General features: G+C 39.5%; 22 protein-coding genes and 1 tRNA gene. 5 read left to right on the top strand and 18 right to left on the bottom strand.

The window, feature by feature from the left end; all coding sequences use genetic code 11:
* Positions 1 to 9: 9 nt before the first annotated feature.
* The 13 genes from murI to PK1910_RS09995 form a co-directional block, all read right to left on the bottom strand.
* Entirely contained in the window at positions 10 to 813 is an 804-nt protein-coding gene (gene murI / locus PK1910_RS10055) for a glutamate racemase (protein WP_105087100.1), read from the bottom strand.
* Positions 806 to 1,225: an acyl-CoA thioesterase gene (locus PK1910_RS10050; protein ID WP_004693602.1), complete on the bottom strand. Its 420-nt coding sequence runs from the start codon at positions 1,223 to 1,225 to the stop codon at positions 806 to 808. Before PK1910_RS10050 ends, murI begins: the two co-directional genes overlap by 8 nt.
* A 116-nt stretch (positions 1,226 to 1,341) precedes the next feature.
* Positions 1,342 to 1,686 carry a YkvA family protein gene (locus tag PK1910_RS10045; protein WP_221741306.1) on the bottom strand — a complete coding sequence of 115 codons (345 nt, stop codon included), beginning with the start codon at positions 1,684 to 1,686 and terminating at the stop codon, positions 1,342 to 1,344.
* A gap of 22 nt (positions 1,687 to 1,708) precedes the next feature.
* A complete protein-coding gene (locus tag PK1910_RS10040) occupies positions 1,709 to 2,560 on the bottom strand; it encodes a hypothetical protein (protein WP_123138466.1) in 852 nt (283 codons plus the stop codon).
* Positions 2,561 to 2,686: 126 nt separating this feature from the next.
* Positions 2,687 to 3,454, bottom strand: a complete 768-nt coding sequence (locus PK1910_RS10035) for an SDR family NAD(P)-dependent oxidoreductase (RefSeq protein ID WP_004693607.1) — start codon at positions 3,452 to 3,454, stop codon at positions 2,687 to 2,689.
* A gap of 11 nt (positions 3,455 to 3,465) precedes the next feature.
* The gene (locus tag PK1910_RS10030) at positions 3,466 to 4,260 is read right to left on the bottom strand and encodes a TSUP family transporter (protein WP_004693608.1); all 795 of its coding nucleotides are present in this window, start codon (positions 4,258 to 4,260) and stop codon (positions 3,466 to 3,468) included.
* Between the two features lie 65 nt (positions 4,261 to 4,325).
* Complete coding sequence (locus tag PK1910_RS10025; protein ID WP_004693609.1) at positions 4,326 to 4,622, bottom strand: YerC/YecD family TrpR-related protein; 297 nt, start codon at positions 4,620 to 4,622, stop codon at positions 4,326 to 4,328.
* A 9-nt stretch (positions 4,623 to 4,631) separates the two neighbouring features.
* Complete coding sequence (locus tag PK1910_RS10020; RefSeq protein WP_004693611.1) at positions 4,632 to 5,285, bottom strand: methionine ABC transporter permease; 654 nt, start codon at positions 5,283 to 5,285, stop codon at positions 4,632 to 4,634.
* Complete coding sequence (locus tag PK1910_RS10015) at positions 5,266 to 6,312, bottom strand: methionine ABC transporter ATP-binding protein (RefSeq protein WP_004693613.1); 1,047 nt, start codon at positions 6,310 to 6,312, stop codon at positions 5,266 to 5,268. Before PK1910_RS10015 ends, PK1910_RS10020 begins: the two co-directional genes overlap by 20 nt.
* 55 nt (positions 6,313 to 6,367) lie before the next feature.
* A complete protein-coding gene (locus tag PK1910_RS10010; protein ID WP_004693615.1) occupies positions 6,368 to 7,225 on the bottom strand; it encodes an aminotransferase class IV in 858 nt (285 codons plus the stop codon).
* A 282-nt stretch (positions 7,226 to 7,507) separates the two neighbouring features.
* Positions 7,508 to 8,629 carry an acyltransferase gene (locus tag PK1910_RS10005; protein WP_004693617.1) on the bottom strand — a complete coding sequence of 374 codons (1,122 nt, stop codon included), beginning with the start codon at positions 8,627 to 8,629 and terminating at the stop codon, positions 7,508 to 7,510.
* Between the two features lie 10 nt (positions 8,630 to 8,639).
* Positions 8,640 to 10,454: a DUF4127 family protein gene (locus PK1910_RS10000; RefSeq protein WP_281782729.1), complete on the bottom strand. Its 1,815-nt coding sequence runs from the start codon at positions 10,452 to 10,454 to the stop codon at positions 8,640 to 8,642.
* Positions 10,455 to 10,602: 148 nt separating this feature from the next.
* Entirely contained in the window at positions 10,603 to 11,229 is a 627-nt protein-coding gene (locus tag PK1910_RS09995; protein ID WP_004693621.1) for a trimeric intracellular cation channel family protein, read from the bottom strand.
* A gap of 83 nt (positions 11,230 to 11,312) precedes the next feature.
* On the opposite strand from PK1910_RS09995, the gene tadA reads away from it, so the two are divergent.
* From tadA to PK1910_RS09980, 3 genes are all read left to right on the top strand, one after another.
* The gene (gene tadA, locus PK1910_RS09990; protein WP_004693623.1) at positions 11,313 to 11,858 is read left to right on the top strand and encodes a tRNA adenosine(34) deaminase TadA; all 546 of its coding nucleotides are present in this window, start codon (positions 11,313 to 11,315) and stop codon (positions 11,856 to 11,858) included.
* Positions 11,812 to 11,902 (top strand) — tRNA-Ser (locus PK1910_RS09985). The genes tadA and PK1910_RS09985 overlap by 47 nt, the downstream gene beginning before the upstream one ends.
* 58 nt (positions 11,903 to 11,960) lie before the next feature.
* A complete protein-coding gene (locus PK1910_RS09980) occupies positions 11,961 to 13,148 on the top strand; it encodes an MFS transporter (RefSeq protein WP_278604492.1) in 1,188 nt (395 codons plus the stop codon).
* Positions 13,149 to 13,259: 111 nt separating this feature from the next.
* On the opposite strand, the gene PK1910_RS09975 is transcribed toward PK1910_RS09980, so the two are convergent.
* The 4 genes from PK1910_RS09975 to PK1910_RS09960 all read right to left on the bottom strand — a co-directional run bounded on the left by PK1910_RS09975 (position 13,260) and on the right by PK1910_RS09960 (position 16,738).
* Positions 13,260 to 14,507 (bottom strand): L-cysteine desulfidase family protein, encoded by a 1,248-nt coding sequence (locus PK1910_RS09975; RefSeq protein WP_004698354.1) that lies wholly within the window; start codon positions 14,505 to 14,507, stop codon positions 13,260 to 13,262.
* A 1-nt stretch (position 14,508) separates the two neighbouring features.
* Entirely contained in the window at positions 14,509 to 14,880 is a 372-nt protein-coding gene (locus PK1910_RS09970) for a RidA family protein (RefSeq protein WP_004698345.1), read from the bottom strand.
* Between the two features lie 132 nt (positions 14,881 to 15,012).
* Positions 15,013 to 15,792 (bottom strand): hypothetical protein, encoded by a 780-nt coding sequence (locus PK1910_RS09965; protein ID WP_024061344.1) that lies wholly within the window; start codon positions 15,790 to 15,792, stop codon positions 15,013 to 15,015.
* A gap of 1 nt (position 15,793) precedes the next feature.
* Positions 15,794 to 16,738, bottom strand: a complete 945-nt coding sequence (locus PK1910_RS09960) for a hypothetical protein (RefSeq protein ID WP_287511550.1) — start codon at positions 16,736 to 16,738, stop codon at positions 15,794 to 15,796.
* A 242-nt stretch (positions 16,739 to 16,980) separates the two neighbouring features.
* On the opposite strand from PK1910_RS09960, the gene menA reads away from it, so the two are divergent.
* Both menA and PK1910_RS09950 read left to right on the top strand, forming a co-directional pair.
* Positions 16,981 to 17,883 carry a 1,4-dihydroxy-2-naphthoate octaprenyltransferase gene (gene menA, locus PK1910_RS09955; RefSeq protein ID WP_042977519.1) on the top strand — a complete coding sequence of 301 codons (903 nt, stop codon included), beginning with the start codon at positions 16,981 to 16,983 and terminating at the stop codon, positions 17,881 to 17,883.
* Positions 17,884 to 18,025: 142 nt separating this feature from the next.
* Positions 18,026 to 18,844 (top strand): MetQ/NlpA family ABC transporter substrate-binding protein, encoded by an 819-nt coding sequence (locus PK1910_RS09950; RefSeq protein ID WP_004698373.1) that lies wholly within the window; start codon positions 18,026 to 18,028, stop codon positions 18,842 to 18,844.
* A gap of 39 nt (positions 18,845 to 18,883) precedes the next feature.
* On the opposite strand, the gene PK1910_RS09945 is transcribed toward PK1910_RS09950, so the two are convergent.
* Positions 18,884 to 19,279, bottom strand: a complete 396-nt coding sequence (locus tag PK1910_RS09945; protein WP_004698320.1) for a cytidine deaminase — start codon at positions 19,277 to 19,279, stop codon at positions 18,884 to 18,886.
* Between the last annotated feature and the right edge of the window lies 1 nt (position 19,280).

The raw sequence follows: 19,280 nt of genomic DNA, 5'->3' as shown, positions 1-19,280 counted from the left end.
GTATCTCCTTTATAATGTAATATGTTCAATGGTACGACGGCTTGTATCAAGGAAGGATGCACTCAATGTATCACCAAGTTCGACATCCTTTGTAAAATACAATGTCACGGTGCCTACAGTATCTTGAGGATTGAAAAGATTTTTACTCTCAAGTCTGTGACGAACCAATTCACTTGTTTCAAAAGCAGGATCAATGAACTGAATGCGACATGACGTTAGTTCCTCTAGTAAAGGTTGTACAAATGGGAAATGAGTACAGCCCAAAACGACTACCTCAATTTCTCGAGATAATAAAGGTTCTAAATACTCCTTGCATACTTCACGAACAAAGTAATCATCTAAATGACCTTGTTCAATAAGTCCCGCCAACTCTGGACAAGGTTGTTCCCAAACCAAAACCTCATGATCAACTTCTAAAGCCACATGCTTATGAATATGACTATTTACAGTGGCTACGGTTGCCATAATACCGATAGTCTTGCTTTTACTTTTATTAATGGCTGTTTTCACACCTTGTGATACACCAATAACTGGCACAGATACAAGTTCACGTACCGCATCAAGAGCCACAACGGTGAAGGTATTACAGGCAATCACCATCAACTTAACAGGCTGCTTTTCTAGCGTCTCCGCAATACGACACGCCAAATAAGTAATTTCATCATCACTGCGATTACCTACAGGATTATTCGCATTATCACCGATATAGATGAAATCTTCGTTAGGAAATTGTTCTTGTAACACCTTTAACACAGATAATCCGCCTACACCAGAGTCAAATACACCGATAGGCAATTGTTGTACATTACTCATGCGGCATCTCCTCAACAGCTGCTAACATAGGCAGATAAAAAGTATCGTCTAATCGCACAATTTTTCCTGTTAACTTTGACATAAAGGCGTTCTTAGTTTCTCCCGTAGCAAGTAACGCACCATCACTAGCACGGCGCATGCGATAGCGAAACACCATTTGAGCCCTCGTCATCTTAACCAAATACGTTTCGATGTGAAGTTCATCATCGAAATTCGCAGGTTCTTTATAATTGCAAGATACATTCATGATAGGAAATACAATATCCTCATTCATCATATCCCACAAAGTGACACCGATTTTACGAAGGAATTCAATGCGCGCCATTTCAAACCATCTAAAATGGTTACTATGGTGAGCAATCCCCATCATATCAGTTTCATAAAATCGTACATTTACTGAAGCAATATGCATAAATTCTGTCCTTTTTAAATAGTATACAATTTTTATTCTATATCTATTACTTTAGTGTGTCAAATAAATAAAGGCAGTTCAATCACTGTGGATCAAACTGCCTAAAATGGTAAAAGTTAGCGACTGCTACCAAATGGAAAGAATTTTTTTGCCTCTTCTTGATGACTCGTTTTGATATAACGATTCGCAATCTTAAAGGCTAATCCGAGTACTGCCACATCATCTACCCAACCTAATACAGCAATCGCATCCGGCACAATATCAATAGGTAATACCAAATACCCTAAGGCACCTGCAATGACCGCTTTTACATATTTGGGAGTATCCTTGTCACGAAAACAAAGGAACAAGGTTACTGCTTGTTGTACAAAGGCAAGTTTCTTACCATATCGACCAAGAAACCCTAAAAATCTTGATTCGTTAAAGTACTTACCATATTTAATAATATTAAATGGATTCATAGTAATAATAATCCTTCAGCGTTTATTTACGCAAACCGCCAATTTTTTCTTTCGCTGTATTAACAGTGTTTGTAGCAACATCTTTTGCTGTCTCTACGGCATCAGAAGCTTTAGTTTTTGCAGTTTCTACTGCTACTTGTGCAGAAGCTTTTGCCACTTCTACACCACCTTTTGCGAATTCTTTGGCTACTTCAATACCTTCTTTAGCAGAATCAATTTTTTCTTTCGCTGCATCAGAAACCTTTGCTACAACCTCTGCTGCGTTATCATGGATTTGGTATTTTGTTTCATTATTCCATTTATTGATGGCAGGTGTTACTTTTTCATCGTAAACTTGCTTTAAAGATTCTTTAGCAAGACCTGTTTCGTTAGCAATCCCAGCCCATACGTCACGTTGACCTTGAGTGAAAGGAATGCTAGCACTTGCATCACGAACGATTTCAGAAGCAATAGCTTTGCCATTTTCAAAGAATTCAGCAACCATCGGTTTGTAACGTTCGATATCAGAAGGCATACCATCTTGAATCCAAATATGTGCAATTTTACCAATAGCATAAGTTAAACCGATAGCTACAGGAACGCGAACAGCTTTAATTGGAATTAGAAGGGATACTGCAGCTGTACCTACAGCTGTGCTAAGACCACCTACTAAACCAACTACAGCACCTGCTTGCAATTCTACATCATAAAGATGAGCAATGCGAGTTACCATGTACGTAGCATTGGCGCACAAAGCGACACTGCTGAATTTAGAGGATAATGCCAATGCTGCCGCACGACCTGCCCCCCAGAAGATAAATTGTTCAACTTGATAGTCACGATCTTGAGATCCATCCGTAAGGGGCTCAAGTGTTACGCCATTATATTCTGCCATAAGTATTCTCCTTTGTTGTAAACCAACTATAGGTCTTATTATTAGTATTATTATACCATTCTATTGATAGAAGTGAAATGAATTTTTCTAATTATCCATATATAACAGCTTCTAATATTTTCTATATTACCAACTTGTGAGTCCTCCATCGATTGTCCAGGCTGCACCTGTCACAAAAGACGCCTTATTACTCAACAAAAATACAATTACTTCTCCAATTTCATGAGGCTTAGCAATACGACCTAATGGGTAATGTTGGCCCATTTCAGCCTTAGCAGCCGCCGCATCTTGGTGGGCATTAGCAATCTGTTTATCTACTAATGATGTATCTACATCACCAGGACACACACAGTTTACACGAACACTGTGAGGTGCCATTTCAAGGGATAGAGATTTTGTAAAGCTCACTACAGCTCCCTTTGACGCACCATATACAGAACACGCTACATTACCTTGTAAACCTGCATCACTAGCGATTGTTACAATACTGCCCTTTGAGGCTCGTAAATAGGGAAGCGCCGCTTGACATAAGAATACAGTACCTTTTACATTGGTCCCAAACATTTCATCAAAAGCTGCTTCTGTAACATCAGCTAGTAACTCTTCTTCATAATAGCCTGCAGCTGTTACAAGAGCAGACACCCCACCAAATAAATCTACTGTTTCTTTTACAATTCGCTGACAGTCCTCAATTTTAGATACATCACCTTGAATATATTGTACCTTAGAGGAATAACGACGTAGCTTAGTTTTAGCCTTTTGACCAACTTTTTCATTTCGACCATTGATGACTACACACCAACCTTCTTTAAGTAAAAGCTTTGCCGTAGCAAATCCAATACCCGATGTACCACCACTAATCAAGGCCACTTGAACATCACTTTTATGAGGCATACCTTGCCCTCCTATAATGTTGAAATATAGTCATAGACTAATTTCAACAACATAACTGTCGTTACCGACAAGAATACAACTCGCACCAAAGATGAGCCCTTCGCAATTGCCAAATGCGAGCCTAAATAAGCACCTATAATTTGACCTGCCCCGGTGGCAAGACCATACGTAATATTGACGTGTCCTAAATATAAAAATACCAATAAAGATGCCAAATTACTAGTAAAATTCAATATTTTTGCATTAGCAGATGCATGTAAAAAATCAAAGCCTGTAAAGATAAATCCCATAATCAGAAATGTACCTGTACCAGGACCAATAAAGCCGTCATATATACCAATGCCAAGAGCAAAAGCCATACAAATATATAGCGCTTTTCCTGTTACCTGAGATGTACGATTGATTTCACCCCAGTCTTTTTTGAACACCACAAAGAGTGTTACACAAACAAGTAATATGATAATAATAGGCTTTACATATAGCGGTGGTAAAGAAACAACCGCCAAGGTACCAAGCATAGAACCCACAAAGGTAAAAGGCAGTAATTTGCGAACTAGGGAAAAATCAACCATGTGATTTCTTAAAAATGTAATCGATGCACTACCAGCACCAAAGATACTGGATAATTTATTACTGCCTAGAGCCACACTAGGTGGAAGATTTGTTAATAACATGGCAGGTACAGAAATGAGGCCTCCCCCGCCTACAATGGAGTCTACAAAGCCAGCAAACGCACCAGCTACGGCAAGTAAAACGAGTATAAGGATATCAAATGGTAAACCTGTTACCGCAATGAGCCACTCCATAATAAACCTCCTACAGATAGCACATCAACGGTCGCCAAAGGCCACCGTTGTCATGCTAATTTATTTTATTTTGCACCTAGACGATCGAGGGCCAATGTATAACCATCCGCACCATATACTAAACAGCGCTTTACACGACTAATCGTAGCAGTACTCGCACCCGTTTCTTCTACGATTTTCTCATAGCTATCCCCTGCGCGAAGCATTTTTGCTACTTGTAAGCGTTGAGATAATGCTTTTAATTCGTTAATCGTACAGATATCTTCAAAAAATGCATAGCATTCCTCTGTATTTTCAAGCGTTAAAATGGCGGTGAACAATTCGTCATTTTGTTGACTTCTCAATTTTTCATTGATACTCATAGGATCCTCCTACTTCTTATTCATCGCTTTAGACCAAGCATCACCAATCATTTGTACAACTTGTACCAATACAATCAAGATGATGATTGTAGCGATCATAATATCGGCTTGGAAACGTTGGTAACCATATCGGATAGCAATATCCCCAAGGCCACCACCACCAATAGCACCAGCCATCGCAGAGTACCCGATGAGGTTAACGATAAGAACCGTTACATTGTCAATAATTGTTGGCAATGCTTCTGGTAATAATACTTTCCAAATGATTTGTAATGGGCTTGCCCCCATAGATTGAGCCGCCTCGATAACGCCAAAATTGATGTCCTTAATAGACGTTTCTACAAGGCGTGCCAAAAACGGAATTGCCGCAATGGTCAACGGCACACATGCTGCAGTTGTACCGATGGATGTACCTACCACCATACGAGTAAACGGAATGATAGCAACCATCAAGATGATGAAAGGTACAGAACGTGTAGCATTGACAATGGCACCCAATACTTTATTGAGTGCTACATTTTCTAAGATATGACCTTTAGAAGTAACAACCAAAACAACACCAAGAGGAATACCTAATAACATTGCCATTACGGTAGAAATTATCGTCATTTGCAATGTATCAAGGGTACCAGTTATGAGTAGATTAATGATTTGCTCTGACATAACCGATCACCTCGCTTTCAATTGGTAACATTTTGATGTAGTCCAAACCTTCTTGCGCATTTTCTGGGTCACCATTCAAGATAACGATGAGGCGACCAACGCTCGTATTTTGGATGTAATCAATGCCGCCAAAAAGGATGCTTACATCTAAATTAAAGCGTCTTACAAGGCCTGCTACTACAGGCTCATCTGTTGCTTGTCCTGTAAATTTGAGACGAACTAAGGGCGCCGTCCCTGCAATCCATTGATCATGCAACTCTAGATGTTCCAATGCTTCTGGAGGTAAGTTATCACTCACTACAGAGCTAATAAACTCTTTTGTCGTATTTTCGCGAGGATGTGTGAATACTTCAATAGTACTACCTTCTTCGAGGATGACACCACCTTCAATAACCGCCACGCGATCACAGATTTCACGGATAACGTGCATCTCATGTGTAATGAGCACAATAGTGAGCCCCATCTTCTCATTAATATTTTTCAACAATTTCAAAATGGAATCTGTTGTTTGAGGATCAAGGGCAGAGGTAGCTTCGTCACAAAGGAGGACCTTTGGATTAGACGCTAAAGCACGAGCAATACCAACACGTTGTTTTTGACCACCAGATAATTGAGATGGATAGTTGTTCATACGCTCAGTAAGGCCTACAATATCAAGGATTGGCGTAATGCGTTCCTTGATTTCAGATTTGCTCATTCCTTGTAATTCCAACGGAAATGCCACATTGTCATATACGGTACGAGAGGACAATAGGTTAAAATGTTGGAAAATCATGCCAATATCTTTGCGCGCTTTACGCAAATCAGATTTGCTAAGTGTTGTTAAATCTGTACCATTTACGATAACAGAGCCAGATGTAGGTGCTTCGAGCATGTTGATGCAACGAATCAATGTGGATTTACCGGCACCGGATTGACCGATAATGCCAAAGATTTCGCCTTCTTTCACATTTAGGCTAATATCTTTCAACGCTTCCACACGAGTAGCGCCTTCATAGACTTTACTAATGTGTTCTAATTGTATCAAAATAATTTCCTTTCTTAAGGTAAATGTTTAACATTTGATGAAAGCAGCTTATCTATCAAGGTAGTCCTTCTTCCATCAATTTTTCTAGAGCTTCGCGTAGACGAAGTGTAATAGTACCTGGTTTACCACCAGATACTGGATTTCTGTCTAGCTTAGTAATTGGAATGACACCACCAATTGTATCGGTAAAGAATAGTTCATCCGCATCATCCACAAAGTTACGATCGAATTCTTTCTCAATAATGGTAATACCTAAAGATGGTGCTACACGGGTTAAGATCATTTGGCGCGTAATGCCTTTTAAGATATGATTATCCGCTGGATGCGTGTACAAGATACCATCTTTAACAGCAAACACATTAGATGTCGCGCCCTCTGTACAAATGCCATCACGGAACAAGATGGCTGTATAGGCAAATTTCTTTTCTGCTTTTGTTTGCGCCAAAATATTCGGGATCAAGTTTGTAGTCTTAATATCTACATGATTCCAACGTTCATCAGGTAAAGCTATCGCTTTTACACCTTCACCCAATTTATTGACTTCATCTAAATCCAAAGTACGGATAGACATAAGCATTTGTGGTTCTAATTTGGAGCGATCATAAGCATGATGACGTGGTGCTACACCACGAGAGATTTGTAAATAAATATAGCCCTCTTTGATTTCACTTTGCTCGATCAAAATTTCGTGCAATTCTGTCAAATCATCAGGAGTCATTTTTACAGGGATATCCATTTCACGCATAGAGCGATACAAGCGATCTTGGTGGTAAGACAAAGCGAAGCAACGGCCTTTTACGACGCGAACAACTTCATATACAGAGTCACCAAATAAATAGCCACGGTCATCAATGCTGATAACTTTAGCACCTGGTTCGACGAATTCACCGTTAAAATATGTTAATTCTTGCATAGGAGCACCTCTTTTTCTATTCCGTTACTCTATCAAGTGGTAATCATCATGGACTTATTATAACACAATTACTTTCAAATTTTCACACTTTACTTTGTGAAAGATAATAATTCGATATACAAAAATCCGCTAGGATACCATAGTTAAAAACTATATCCTAGCGGATGTATAACAAATATTATGTTTATACTAAATCAGCACTACAAAACTAACTAAAACTGCATACACCATTAACGTACTAGCACCAATTAGGTCTCTCAATAAAATAGTTCTCATACTAAACTAATGCCCCAGTATAAATTTACGGATAGATTTAGGCACATAATTAAGGCCCACTGTAGTCAAATAAGATAATGCTAACGCCATACCATACATAATTAGCACGTTGGTCACCGTATACAAGAGATTATATTTAGCCATCACACCAAAAATGATTAACAACCAAAATGGATGCGCTAAATAAATACCATACGATTTATCGCCTATCTCAGACCAAATGGACTCCATCGTCACGTTCATAGGTAGCCTTTGGAATAGGAACAAACTAAACATCGTTCCCAATCCTGTATAAAGAACGCCCATAGGACTCATTTGATGTACCGTATAAATTGCTTCCAACACAGTGTAATGCCATACGTCCATGACATAGTAATAAGAGCCAAGCATTAATAATATAGAGCTTACCGCACTGACGCCTAAAAGGTAACGATAACGCCACATATATTCGCAGACGATTTCATATCGTTCAGCACATACGGCACCTAAAAGGAAAATCCACACATAATGAATAACCCAATAGTTGAGTCGCATATCAAAAAGATATTTAAGAACTGGCTGATTGCTTAGATTTTCTGTTACCCAACGGCCAAGCATGTAAGACGAAACATAATCGATACCAACTTGGATGACAAATAGTAACACCAGCCAAAATACAGGCCGTTTTAAGATGACTTTCACCATGGCCCGCCATAATGGCATCATCACGTAGAACCATAGCAAAATAACCATAAAATATAGATGATACATAGAGGTACCAAAGAGTAGATTTATCGCCAACGGCCCTGGATGTAAATTGCCAAGGTTATGAGCTGTCATCCCTGTATATAGCAAGTAAAAGATGGACCACGTAATATATGGAAATAGCACCACCTGAATGCGGCGGTGCATAAATTCCTTATATGAGAATGGTCCCTCTACCGAGGTATGATAAAACAAGCCAAATGCAGAGAGGAAGAAAAACGCAGGCACTCCAAAGCGAGAGAGAATTTCTAACACGCTGATGAGTTCTAAATTTACAAAAGGATTTTGCAATGCGTAAGATCCTACATGAATGCCGATAACACCGAGCATACAGAGGCCTCGCATATAAGTAATTTCCGGTAAAAACGCTTTTTTCATAGCCATTCCCTATTCACTATTGACCAGGTGCCACTGCAGGTGTCGGTACCACACGTGGACCTTGAGACTCTGTAGCTGGTTGTTTAACTACAGGAGGGGTAGATGTAGGTGTTTGAGGCGTTGCAGCTTTTTCAGGTTGTGCGGCTTGTGCTGGTACAGCCTGACCATTTGCTTTAGCAGCCGCTTCTGCCTTAGCCTTAGCTTCTGCTTCAGCCTTAGCTTTTGCTTCAGCTTCTCGTTTCAAGCGTAATTCTTTTTCAAGTGGTACCACTGGTTTGTCATAAACAGTGATATCCGTTTCAAATAGACGTCCCCATGGGAATGTAGCTTTTACTGTACGAGGATTGATTTTAAGGTATTTTTCAGCGAAATCTTGAATGCGTTCACCTAAATAACTTTCAAGACGTTCATTTAATTCACCAGAGTAACGAACATTGTCTGTTCTGATAGAATCTTGCATACGATAAATATCTTTACGAATATTTGCTTGATATGCCCAGTTATCCAAATATTGTTGCGTCAACATATCACGATGACCTTCTGGACTCATAGATTTAAGCAATAATCCTTGAGCAATAGCGTAACCTACTGTGTTACTTGCTGTATTCCAACCATTATACGCACCAATTTTGTACAACAAATCTCGTTTGTACATAGCGGATACCAATGTATTATCTGCACCATTATTGAAAGCAATATCTGCAACGCTTACGTTCACACCAGAGTCAACAGCTTGTTGAATGCGATCTACGAAAGCATTTGTAGAGTTGGAGATCATCGGGAAGTTTTCGAAGTTTTCAGACTCGCCTGTGCTCGTTGTAAGAGGTGTATTAACAGCCAATAATACAGTTGGTTTACCTTGTGTCACCATTGTGCCACCTACAGCCTCAACGTGTTGAGCAATTGTTTTATCAATCGTTTGATCTTCGTAACCTGGCAATGTTTTACCTCCGCCACCGAGTGGATAAATTACGGAGAATGTAGGTTTTTCTGTGCTCACATCGGTACGGGAACGCGCCATCAATAAGAGACCAAGTTGGTCAGCACCAGGGAAGCTACCGTATTTTTCAGCAGAAATATCCTTGGAATATTTGTTGAGGTAACGACCTTCTAGAGCGGATTGAGATAATTGAGATGTATCATCATGACCTAATGCAAAGTAGTCGAATACACCACTGCGAGTTTCATCAATCAACTCTTTGTTGATTTTCATATTTTTTTGACGGCGGTCAAACCAGTCTTGCAAGTATTCCACAGGAACAGAGGCTTGTAAGCTCATCAATTTTTGAGTTTCTTCTTGCGTTAAAGAGCCAGAATCTAATTTATCTTGTAATGCAGCAATTTGGAAGATTGTTGGGCCATATTCCGCATAGTAGGCCGGTTCAGTACCGCCACCACTCGCACGTGGGGAACGCATTACGGTGCCAAAGCCATAGATGCGTACATTTTTATTACGCGCTTTTAAACCTTCAATACGTTTCAAGCGATTTTGCAATGTGCTAAGTGGAATATTATGTTTACGAGAATCTACAAGACCTCCATAAATAAGAGTATCTGTACTTAATACCATAACATCAGCACGACCTGCATTTTGCTCTACCCAAGCCATAATTTGATCAGCTTGACCTTGGTACGTCTTACCAGAAATCAAGTGTTGAGGTGGTGTCAACACAGTCATACCCGCCTCACGAGCTGTATCAACTGTATATTGCAAACTTACAGGACGATCATCTTGAGGTACATATAATACGGTTTCTGCATCAATTTTGATGGATGTACCTGTAGCAATGACTGTAACCATTAATGCTACTTTCAACCATTTATTTGTCATAAAGCAAATCTCCTTCTGTGTACACGAGTACTCTCGACTCGAAAATTAACTCTTATATAATACTCTTTTTTTCTGACACTTTTATGAAATACTTAATAGTATAATTATATCATTTACCTGTTATTTCTCAAATGCAGTGCCTTTAGCTTTAGCGCACTTTGGGTAAGCTCCAATTATATTTAATAGCTAGTAAACGGATAACTAGTACAACGGTAAACGCACCATATACAGCCTCTCCAACCCAGTTAGAAATAACCATTAAGTAATAAACGATACCCCCAATAACACTAGGTAGAGCATACACATCTTCTTTCAAAACAGAGGGAATCCGTTGAGCCAGCATATCTCGGATAATACCACCTCCAACGGCAGTAATAGTTCCTAATAAAACAATGAAAATTGGCAGCTCAGGATATAGTTTAAACCCTGCAGATGCTCCAGTTACTGTAAACGATGCTAGCCCCACAGCGTCGGCTAATAAATAGCTTGCTCGGCTACGAGGTCCCATAGCATGCTTGCGATAACGGCTGTTATAGATAATAAATACGATAATTGTTACGGAAATAACCACAGTTACATATACAATATTGCGTAACGAATTCGGCGGAAAATACCCCAAGAGAACATCACGTACAATTCCACCACCGATTGCCGTGGCCAGTGCCAATACAGCCATACCAAATATATCCATTCTCCGTGCCACCCCAACAAGTGCTCCGGAGATAGCAAAGGCAATAGTGCCAATCATATCAAATATGTACCAAATAATATCCATAATACCCTCACACAATCTATTCGCATAACTGCGCACACTATGATAGACTTTATGTAAGATATTATACATTAAGAGGTATGAGAATGACAAAGAACATTACACCTATAGAGATTAAAAATATGGATGAGCGTAGCCGTGATGAATATTTTATGGGTTTTGCCCTAGAGGAGGCCCACAAAGCTTATGCTCTAGGAGAAATTCCTATCGGCGCCATTTTAGTTCAAAACAATACAATCATTTCACGCCACCATAATCGCCGCGAATTAGATCACGATGCAACGGCTCATGCAGAAGTGCTCGTCATCCGCGAAGCATGCGATGTACTCAAGCGCTGGCGGTTGACTGGTTGTACCCTGTATGTTACGATAGAGCCGTGTCCGATGTGCGCTGGAGCCATCATCAACAGTCGTATTGACCGTGTTGTATATGGTGCAAGTGATTACAAAGGAGGCGCTGTAGAGTCTCTTTTCAATGTACTCTCTCACCCTGGTTTAAATCATGAACCCGAATTAGCATCGGGGGTCCTTGGTGATGAATGTAGTCAAATCATGAAAGACTTTTTTAAAGAGCGCCGTAAAACACGGAGGAGTACCCAAGAGGCTGAAGGGTCCGCACTCGAAATGCGGTAGGTCGGGCAACCGGCGCGGGGGTTCAAATCCCTCCTCCTCTGCCATATAAAATATATAAAGCGCTAACCGTGGTTAGCGCTTTTTTGCGAAGGGACCACTACTATGAAAAAATATTACCCTTATCTCATTACGGTGAGTCATATGATTAACGACTCCTGTCAAAGTGTATTACCTGCCCTCTTGCCATTATTTATCTACACTTATGGACTTAGTTTAGAGCAAGCAGGCTTTCTCATATTAGCCAATACAGCATTATCTTCATTGTTACAGCCATTATTAGGTTATGTCTCTGACAAGATCAATCAGCCACGGCTCATCACCTTAGGTGTTCTGCTCTCAGCTTGTAGCACAGGTGCCATGGGGTTTGTAACCTCCTATGAAAGCTTGCTTGTTTGTGCTACCTTAGCTGGTGTAGGCTCCTCTATCTTCCACCCTGAAGGAGCGAAAATCATGAATCGCCTCGGAGGTGGTAAAAAAGGTAAAGCCATGGGTACCTTCGCCATCGGTGGTAGCTCTGGTTTTGCCATCGGTCCACTCTTTGCGGGCTCTATTGCCTATACAGTAGGTCCTCATGGACTGGCAGCTTTCACCATAGTAGGTCTTATCATCTCAACGGTTTTATTCGCCCTCATGCCGCGCATAGTAACTTGTGCACGCACTATCGACCAAGCGGTAGCTATGGAAAATCCTACATTAGTGGCTAAGCCGCTCAAAAATTACTGGAAATACTTTGGTATTTTGTTCGTTATCATCCTAAGCCAATCGGTAAACTTCCGCGTTATCAATGCATTCATTCCTATCTTCTGGACTCGTGAACTCGGCACTAGCCCAGAGCAAGGTAGCTTTGCATTAACCATATTCTTTAGTATTGGTATCTTCATGACATATATTGGCGGTCTACTAGGCGACAAATATGGTCCCATCAAAATCATTAGACTATCCCTATTGATTTGGTTGCCAGCTATGTTCCTATTAACAGAAGTGCCAACCTTCTCCCCTGTTATCATGATGCCTATAGCCTATATGTTACTACTCATGATTGGCGCTGCTAAAGCTCTTAGCTACAGCCCCGTTATCGTACTAGGCCAAACCTACCTTGCTAAAAGCATCGGCTTTGCCTCTGGTATTACCCTCGGTGTGAGCCAAACTATCGGTGGTATCATCGCACCTGTAGTAGGTAACCTTGCGGATACCTATTCTTTACCTGCCGCTATGATGACACTCGTACCATTCCTAGTAGTGGGTCTTGGGGCTTCATTGATACTTAAAGATCCTAAAAAATTACAATAAACAAAAAAGAACCCTTCACGTGAACTGTACCCCAAAAATTGGACACAATTTTTGAAGGTACAGACCAACGAAGGGTTCTTTTTATATTCAGCTAACCACGCCACTTGCAGTTTAGTGTTTTAGCATTTCATTCAATATAACTACATCCGTTTCTTTCATGCCTTGTGCCACAGCACCAATACTGCGGATAGTTTCATCAACGGAGTATGCTACAAGGCCATCGCCTTTTTGGTAGTTTTTGTTAAGGCGAGCTTGTTTATATCCCATAAAGGCGCCATCAAGGGAAATTGCAATTTTACCTGCACAGGATGGTTTCGCACCATCACATACGATACCAGATAAACTTGCAAGACCATTTACAAGAGTGTTCTCGATTATATCTTTACTATCACCCTTCAAGAAGGCAATACCTGCTACACTTACCACACCGGCAGATACAACGCCACAGTATGCAGACAATTTACCAATACCAGATTTAACGTAAAGCGTTAGCAAGTTAGCAAAGACGAGAGCGCGATACAATTCATCTTCACTTTTACCAAGTTCATCGGCAGTCGTAATGATTGGTACAGACACGGTTAAACCTTGATTACCAGAGCCAGAGCAGATAACGACAGGCAATGGGCAACCACTCATACGCGCATCAGAGCCAGCTGCGGCACGAGCCTTACATTTCGTTTCGAGAGATGGATTTTCTTCATCTAACAATAACAATTGTCCAATATTAGATCCATAATCATTGGACAGACCTTCCTTAGAAATTGCAGTATTATACTCAACTTGCTGTTTAATTTGAGGTAGGATACCAGAAATATCACCTGTTAAAGCAAATTCGTAAATGCTATCGAAGGTCATGGCATATTCTGTTTTAGCCGCTTTCTTAATTTCATTGACTGTTTCAGAGACAATCTCACCATCTACTGATACATAGGTTACATTCGTATGGTCATTTTCAATGCGAACAACCGCTGTATGTTCATCTGTTTCTGCAGTGATTTCTATATATAGATTATCTACGCCTTCAGCAAGTGAAACGGTACAGAAGTTAGCATCAAGCAATGTACCAAGCCATTTGCGATCTTCGTCTGTAGCAGATTCCAACACCTCTAGTTCACGCTCTGGATGACCTACAATAGCACCCAGTGTAGCGGCCGCCGTTAGTCCTTTTCGCCCCCCAGAATTTGGAATGACTACAGATTTTACATTTTTGATAATATTCGCGCTGCATCTTGCGTGAATATGGTTAGGAAACTCATCTAAAACAGAGACTGCCTTCGCAGCCGCATAAGCCAATGCAATTGGCTCAGTACAACCGAAGGCAGGACGCATCTCTGACTGTAACAAAGAAATATAATCCATCTTATACTTCCGCAATAATTTCCACTTCTACAATAACGCCTAATGGAAGGTCTTTTACTGCTACACATGAACGAGCTGGTTTAGAAGTGAAATATTTAGCATACACTTCATTAAATGCTTTGAAATCACCAATATCAGCTAAGAAGCAAGTTGTTTTAACAACTTTGGAGAAGTCTGTACCAGCTTCAGTCAATACGGCTTCAATATTTTTGCATACTTGTTCAGTTTGCTCTACAATGCCCCCTTCAACAACTGTACCAGTTGCAGGATTGAGTGGAATTTGACCAGAAGCAAATAATAAACCGCCAACCACTTTAGCTTGAGAGTAAGGGCCTACTGCTGCTGGTGCTTTGTCTGTAGAAATTGTTTTCATGATAAATCTCCTTTTATAAATAAATATAAATTAATATGACTATATTTAAGGTGCGAAACTCATGTTGATGCCTCAATATATATGACTTACCTCAATATATCACATATAAAATAAAAGTACGTATATAACCAATTATTTAATTGATTTGAATGCATTGTCAAATATTGGTTTGAAATAATCACGTTGTACATCAGTTGTTATACCTACATACAACACTGGTTTTCCTGGCTTCAACACAAATGCAGCATTTGCATAGAGTGGAGTTTGTACATTTCCATCTGCATATAACAAGCGAGAGCTTGCTGCATATGTTTGATATTTTGTACCAGCCACCGGATGTACTTGTTCTGCATTTTCTACGGTTAGAGTTTTAAGTGTTTTAGGCATAATCGTTGCTTTTTGGGGATCACGACTAGATACATTAATAGGTCCATTTAAAGGAACTACCGTTGTGCTAGTGGGAATCTGTTTATTTATTGTTCCTAATAAAAGTTGCTCTGTTACAGGATCAATTTGACCTTTATCAAGAGCGGCCATTGCCGCTATAAACATAGGGTCATTAGCCTTTTCTTTAGCCACTTGTTGCGCTATTTGTTTAACATCTACAGCCACTACGAATGCATCTTTTTGACCAGTTTTATCTGCCCCTTGCAATTGGTATATATCAAAATTAGTACCAAAGTTTTGGAAAAATTCCTTTGCCATCATATTCGACATCGTAGATTTTGAAGGTTCTTCATTTAATTGTTTTTCTACAAAATCACGTGTATTTGTTTTGGATGCAGAAACAACAGTTACATTGTTAGGCACTACCATGGATCCTGCAATTGTTTGTACATTCTTAGCAAAACCTACGCCAGATACAGTACCCATTAGGCAAGCTGCACAAGCCAATACTTTCAAAGATTTCATATTATTTTCCTCCCTTGAGAGATTGTGTTTGATACATATAATTCAACTCATTAGCCCAATAATCATGGCTAGAGTCATCAGACATTAAAAGCTGTAAAGATACACCTTTATCTGTAGGAACAGCATAACCAATTAAGGAATAGGTATTTCTAAAGCCATCATATTTTAGACTACCGCGTAAATCGCCTGTCACAGCTGTACCATAGCGTGTTTGAACAGGTTTATAGGCCACATGCGTTGCATCTAGGCTTACTTGTTTTGCCATAAAGTCTACATAAGAACGGACCTCTTCTATACTTTTAGGAGATGATTTCTTATCTGTGGCAAGCATTTTATCAAAGACACCTATAATTTGAGAAGGTAACTTATCATTTATCGTTTTTAGATCTTTAGCTAATTTAGCACCTTCAATAGTATTGCTCTTCAGGCCTTGTAATTGTTGTTGGGCCGTCTCTTTGGAGTAAGATTCTACATATTTAGAGATAGAATGCTTTAATGCGGCTTTTTCCGCATCTGACCCCTTCTCTAAAATAGTCTTATTCATACCTATAACTTGATCAATTGCATTTTTAGAATAGTTAATAACAATTAAACCACCTATATGATGTCCTTGTTTATCAGTACCTTGCAATTGATAGAAGGAGTAACCATCAAGAAAATCCCCCTTCACTGGTTCAACAGCTACACCAGTCTGTGCTTTCACAACATTATTAATAGTATCAACAGCAGATTTATTTGCTACTTTGAGAAATTTATCTTGTTCTTGATTACGCAATCTTGCATCAGTAGAAATGTGCACAACTTCTACAGCTTTCACAGTTGGGGAAGTACTGCCGTACATACCATAACCTAAATCTACCGCATCAGCGCATGCCACTGCCCCCATACCCACAGTTAAACAGGTGGCACAAACCAATGTCATTAACTTTTTATTGAGAGTTCTCATAAGACACCTCACCTTTTTAACAATACACTATGTATAGATTGTTAGATAATCCGTGCAGTATATATTAAGAGTTTAAAAGATAATCTATACTGCATATATTAATTATTATACTATATCGACATATATAACTGTATAGTATAATTTACAAGCTTACCTTTCTGCTATACAATACATAAATAGACATGTAAAGATGATATATGTATGAGAAATGGAAAGGAGTGCACACTCGGTGTGTTTTTAATATGATACAAGAATTAATTCCCCTCACTAGGCCTCGCACATTAGCTGCTGCATTAGGGCCTACCATTTTAGGTGCCGCCTTTAGTTATTATGCATTTGGTGCTGCTCAGGGTACAGGTCTTGCCATTTTCCATACAGTGCTCATATTTTTAGCTGTTGTAACAGCCCAAATTGTAGCTAATTTATGGAATGAATATAAAGACTTTAAATCTGGACTCGATGCTGGTCAAAAGGTAGGTAATGCTGGTTCTATCACACGTGGCGTTATAACACCAGAGCTCATTATAACGATGATTAAAGCACTCATGTTTGTACCCATTATTATTGGTCTTTATTTATCTGCTACTATAACTTGGTACTACATTCCTGTAGGCTTCCTATGTATTCTAATTAGTTTCCTTTACTCTGGCGGTCCAAAACCAATTTCTCGAACACCATTTGGAGAAATTTCCTCTGGTATCGCCATGGGTTTTGCTATCGTACTCATTACAGGCTATGCCTGGATACGAGAATTATCCTTAGCCCTGTTAATTCCTGCAATTCCATCTACATTGCTAGTTGGTTCCATCATGTTGACGAATAATATCCGAGATATTCGTAATGATGAAAGCCATGGACGTCACACGTTGCCAATCGTGCTTGGTCGTGAAAGAGCACTCAGCTTAATGAGTATCTCATATATTTTCAATTTTATTTGGATCATTGCTTGGATTATAGTAGGCCATATGACATGGTTCGCCTTATTAGCGTTCCTTGCAGCACCACTAGCTTTCAAAACAATTCATACATTATCTACCAATACAGATGAGTTCCAATTAGATAAGGCTATGGGTACTACCGCTGGAGCCGCTATGATTTATCAACTAATGTGGGCGATTGGACTTATCATGGGCAAATTGTTTTAAAAATGAACATACTTATATTATAGGTTCTCCATAATTTTTAGTTATGGAGAACCTATAATAATTCCTTCTTGATAGATAGGAAATTATTTAGTACTATAGATTTAATATTTTATATGTAATTATTGTATAAGGAGTGTGTCTAATGAGAAAATTTTTAGCATTGGCAGCTACTGTAATCCTTGGCGGCGCTTTATTAATCGCAGGCTGTGGTAACGACAACAAACAAGCTGCTAGCGATGGCAAACAAGTATTAAAAATTGGGGCAACAGCAGTACCTCACGCAGAAATTTTGGAACAAGTTAAACCAATCTTAGCAAAAGATGGTATCGAATTAAAAATCACGGAATTCACTGATTACAACACACCTAACTTGGCTTTAGGGGACAAAGAGATTGATGCCAACTTCTTCCAACACGTACCTTACATGGAGGAATTCGCAAAAGCTCACAAACTTGACTTAGTATCTGCCGGTGGTGTTCATCTTGAGCCAATGGGTTTATACTCCCGTAAAATCAAAGATTTGAAAGATCTTCCAAAAGGCGCTAAAATCGCTATTCCTAATGACCCTACAAACGGTGGTCGTGCATTATTGTTGTTACAAAAACAAGGTCTAATTACATTAAAAGACTCTACAAACATCTTATCTACCGTACAAGATATTACTGCGAACCCTAACGAATATCAATTCGTAGAATTAGAAGCAGCACAAGTACCTCGTTCCCTTGACGATGTAGCCTTAGCCGCTATCAACACTAACTTTGCATTAAACGCAGGTCTTAACCCTGGCAAAGATGCATTGGCAATTGAAAATAACGATTCCCCTTACGTAAATATCGTAACTGTACTTAAAGGCAATGAAAATGACCCTCGCATCAAAAAATTGATGGCTGCACTTCATAGTCCTGAAATTATCAAATTCATCCAAGAAAAATACCAAGGTGCTATTGTTCCTGCATTCTAAGGTATACCAAAAAGAGACCACATCAACGTGGTCTCTTTTTTATATGTTATCGGCCCCAAATCTAAAAGGTAATAAACCTTCTAATTCAACAACTGTATAGTCCCCTCTTAAATTCGCCATTATAATACGAGGTATTTCAAATTCAGAAATCACCTGACGACAAGCACCACATGGTGCACAAGGCCCTTCCGTATCAGCAACTACGGCAAGGGCTTTAAATTTTGTTTGCCCTTCCGACACAGCCTTAAATATAGCAGTTCTCTCCGCACAATTAGTTAATCCATAAGAAGCGTTTTCTATATTACACCCTTCATAGATGGTTCCATCTTCGCAAAGAAGGGCTGCGCCCACACCAAAATGTGAATAAGGACTATAGGTTTTGTCGCGAGCCACAATAGCACGATTGATGAGCTTTTGAATATCCTTTTCTTTCATA

It is taken from the genome of Veillonella parvula (genome assembly GCF_036456085.1).
In the GTDB taxonomy this organism is placed as follows: Bacteria; Bacillota; Negativicutes; order Veillonellales; family Veillonellaceae; genus Veillonella; species Veillonella parvula_E.
Note: the sequence above shows the minus strand (reverse complement) of the source record. Positions and strands in the feature narration are given on the sequence as shown.

What these genes read in the sequence shown, in the direction of transcription:
- murI (WP_105087100.1), bottom strand. Translation starts at nt 813, where the DNA reads ATGAGTAATGTACAACAATTGCCTATCGGTGTATTTGACTCTGGTGTA.
- PK1910_RS10050 (WP_004693602.1), bottom strand. Translation starts at nt 1,225, where the DNA reads ATGCATATTGCTTCAGTAAATGTACGATTTTATGAAACTGATATGATG.
- PK1910_RS10045 (WP_221741306.1), bottom strand. Translation starts at nt 1,686, where the DNA reads ATGAATCCATTTAATATTATTAAATATGGTAAGTACTTTAACGAATCA.
- PK1910_RS10040 (WP_123138466.1), bottom strand. Translation starts at nt 2,560, where the DNA reads ATGGCAGAATATAATGGCGTAACACTTGAGCCCCTTACGGATGGATCT.
- PK1910_RS10035 (WP_004693607.1), bottom strand. Translation starts at nt 3,454, where the DNA reads ATGCCTCATAAAAGTGATGTTCAAGTGGCCTTGATTAGTGGTGGTACA.
- PK1910_RS10030 (WP_004693608.1), bottom strand. Translation starts at nt 4,260, where the DNA reads ATGGAGTGGCTCATTGCGGTAACAGGTTTACCATTTGATATCCTTATA.
- PK1910_RS10025 (WP_004693609.1), bottom strand. Translation starts at nt 4,622, where the DNA reads ATGAGTATCAATGAAAAATTGAGAAGTCAACAAAATGACGAATTGTTC.
- PK1910_RS10020 (WP_004693611.1), bottom strand. Translation starts at nt 5,285, where the DNA reads ATGTCAGAGCAAATCATTAATCTACTCATAACTGGTACCCTTGATACA.
- PK1910_RS10010 (WP_004693615.1), bottom strand. Translation starts at nt 7,225, where the DNA reads ATGCAAGAATTAACATATTTTAACGGTGAATTCGTCGAACCAGGTGCT.
- PK1910_RS10005 (WP_004693617.1), bottom strand. Translation starts at nt 8,629, where the DNA reads ATGGCTATGAAAAAAGCGTTTTTACCGGAAATTACTTATATGCGAGGC.
- PK1910_RS10000 (WP_281782729.1), bottom strand. Translation starts at nt 10,454, where the DNA reads ATGACAAATAAATGGTTGAAAGTAGCATTAATGGTTACAGTCATTGCT.
- PK1910_RS09995 (WP_004693621.1), bottom strand. Translation starts at nt 11,229, where the DNA reads ATGGATATTATTTGGTACATATTTGATATGATTGGCACTATTGCCTTT.
- tadA (WP_004693623.1), top strand. Translation starts at nt 11,313, where the DNA reads ATGACAAAGAACATTACACCTATAGAGATTAAAAATATGGATGAGCGT.
- PK1910_RS09980 (WP_278604492.1), top strand. Translation starts at nt 11,961, where the DNA reads ATGAAAAAATATTACCCTTATCTCATTACGGTGAGTCATATGATTAAC.
- PK1910_RS09975 (WP_004698354.1), bottom strand. Translation starts at nt 14,507, where the DNA reads ATGGATTATATTTCTTTGTTACAGTCAGAGATGCGTCCTGCCTTCGGT.
- PK1910_RS09970 (WP_004698345.1), bottom strand. Translation starts at nt 14,880, where the DNA reads ATGAAAACAATTTCTACAGACAAAGCACCAGCAGCAGTAGGCCCTTAC.
- PK1910_RS09965 (WP_024061344.1), bottom strand. Translation starts at nt 15,792, where the DNA reads ATGAAATCTTTGAAAGTATTGGCTTGTGCAGCTTGCCTAATGGGTACT.
- PK1910_RS09960 (WP_287511550.1), bottom strand. Translation starts at nt 16,738, where the DNA reads ATGAGAACTCTCAATAAAAAGTTAATGACATTGGTTTGTGCCACCTGT.
- menA (WP_042977519.1), top strand. Translation starts at nt 16,981, where the DNA reads ATGATACAAGAATTAATTCCCCTCACTAGGCCTCGCACATTAGCTGCT.
- PK1910_RS09950 (WP_004698373.1), top strand. Translation starts at nt 18,026, where the DNA reads ATGAGAAAATTTTTAGCATTGGCAGCTACTGTAATCCTTGGCGGCGCT.
- PK1910_RS09945 (WP_004698320.1), bottom strand. Translation starts at nt 19,279, where the DNA reads ATGAAAGAAAAGGATATTCAAAAGCTCATCAATCGTGCTATTGTGGCT.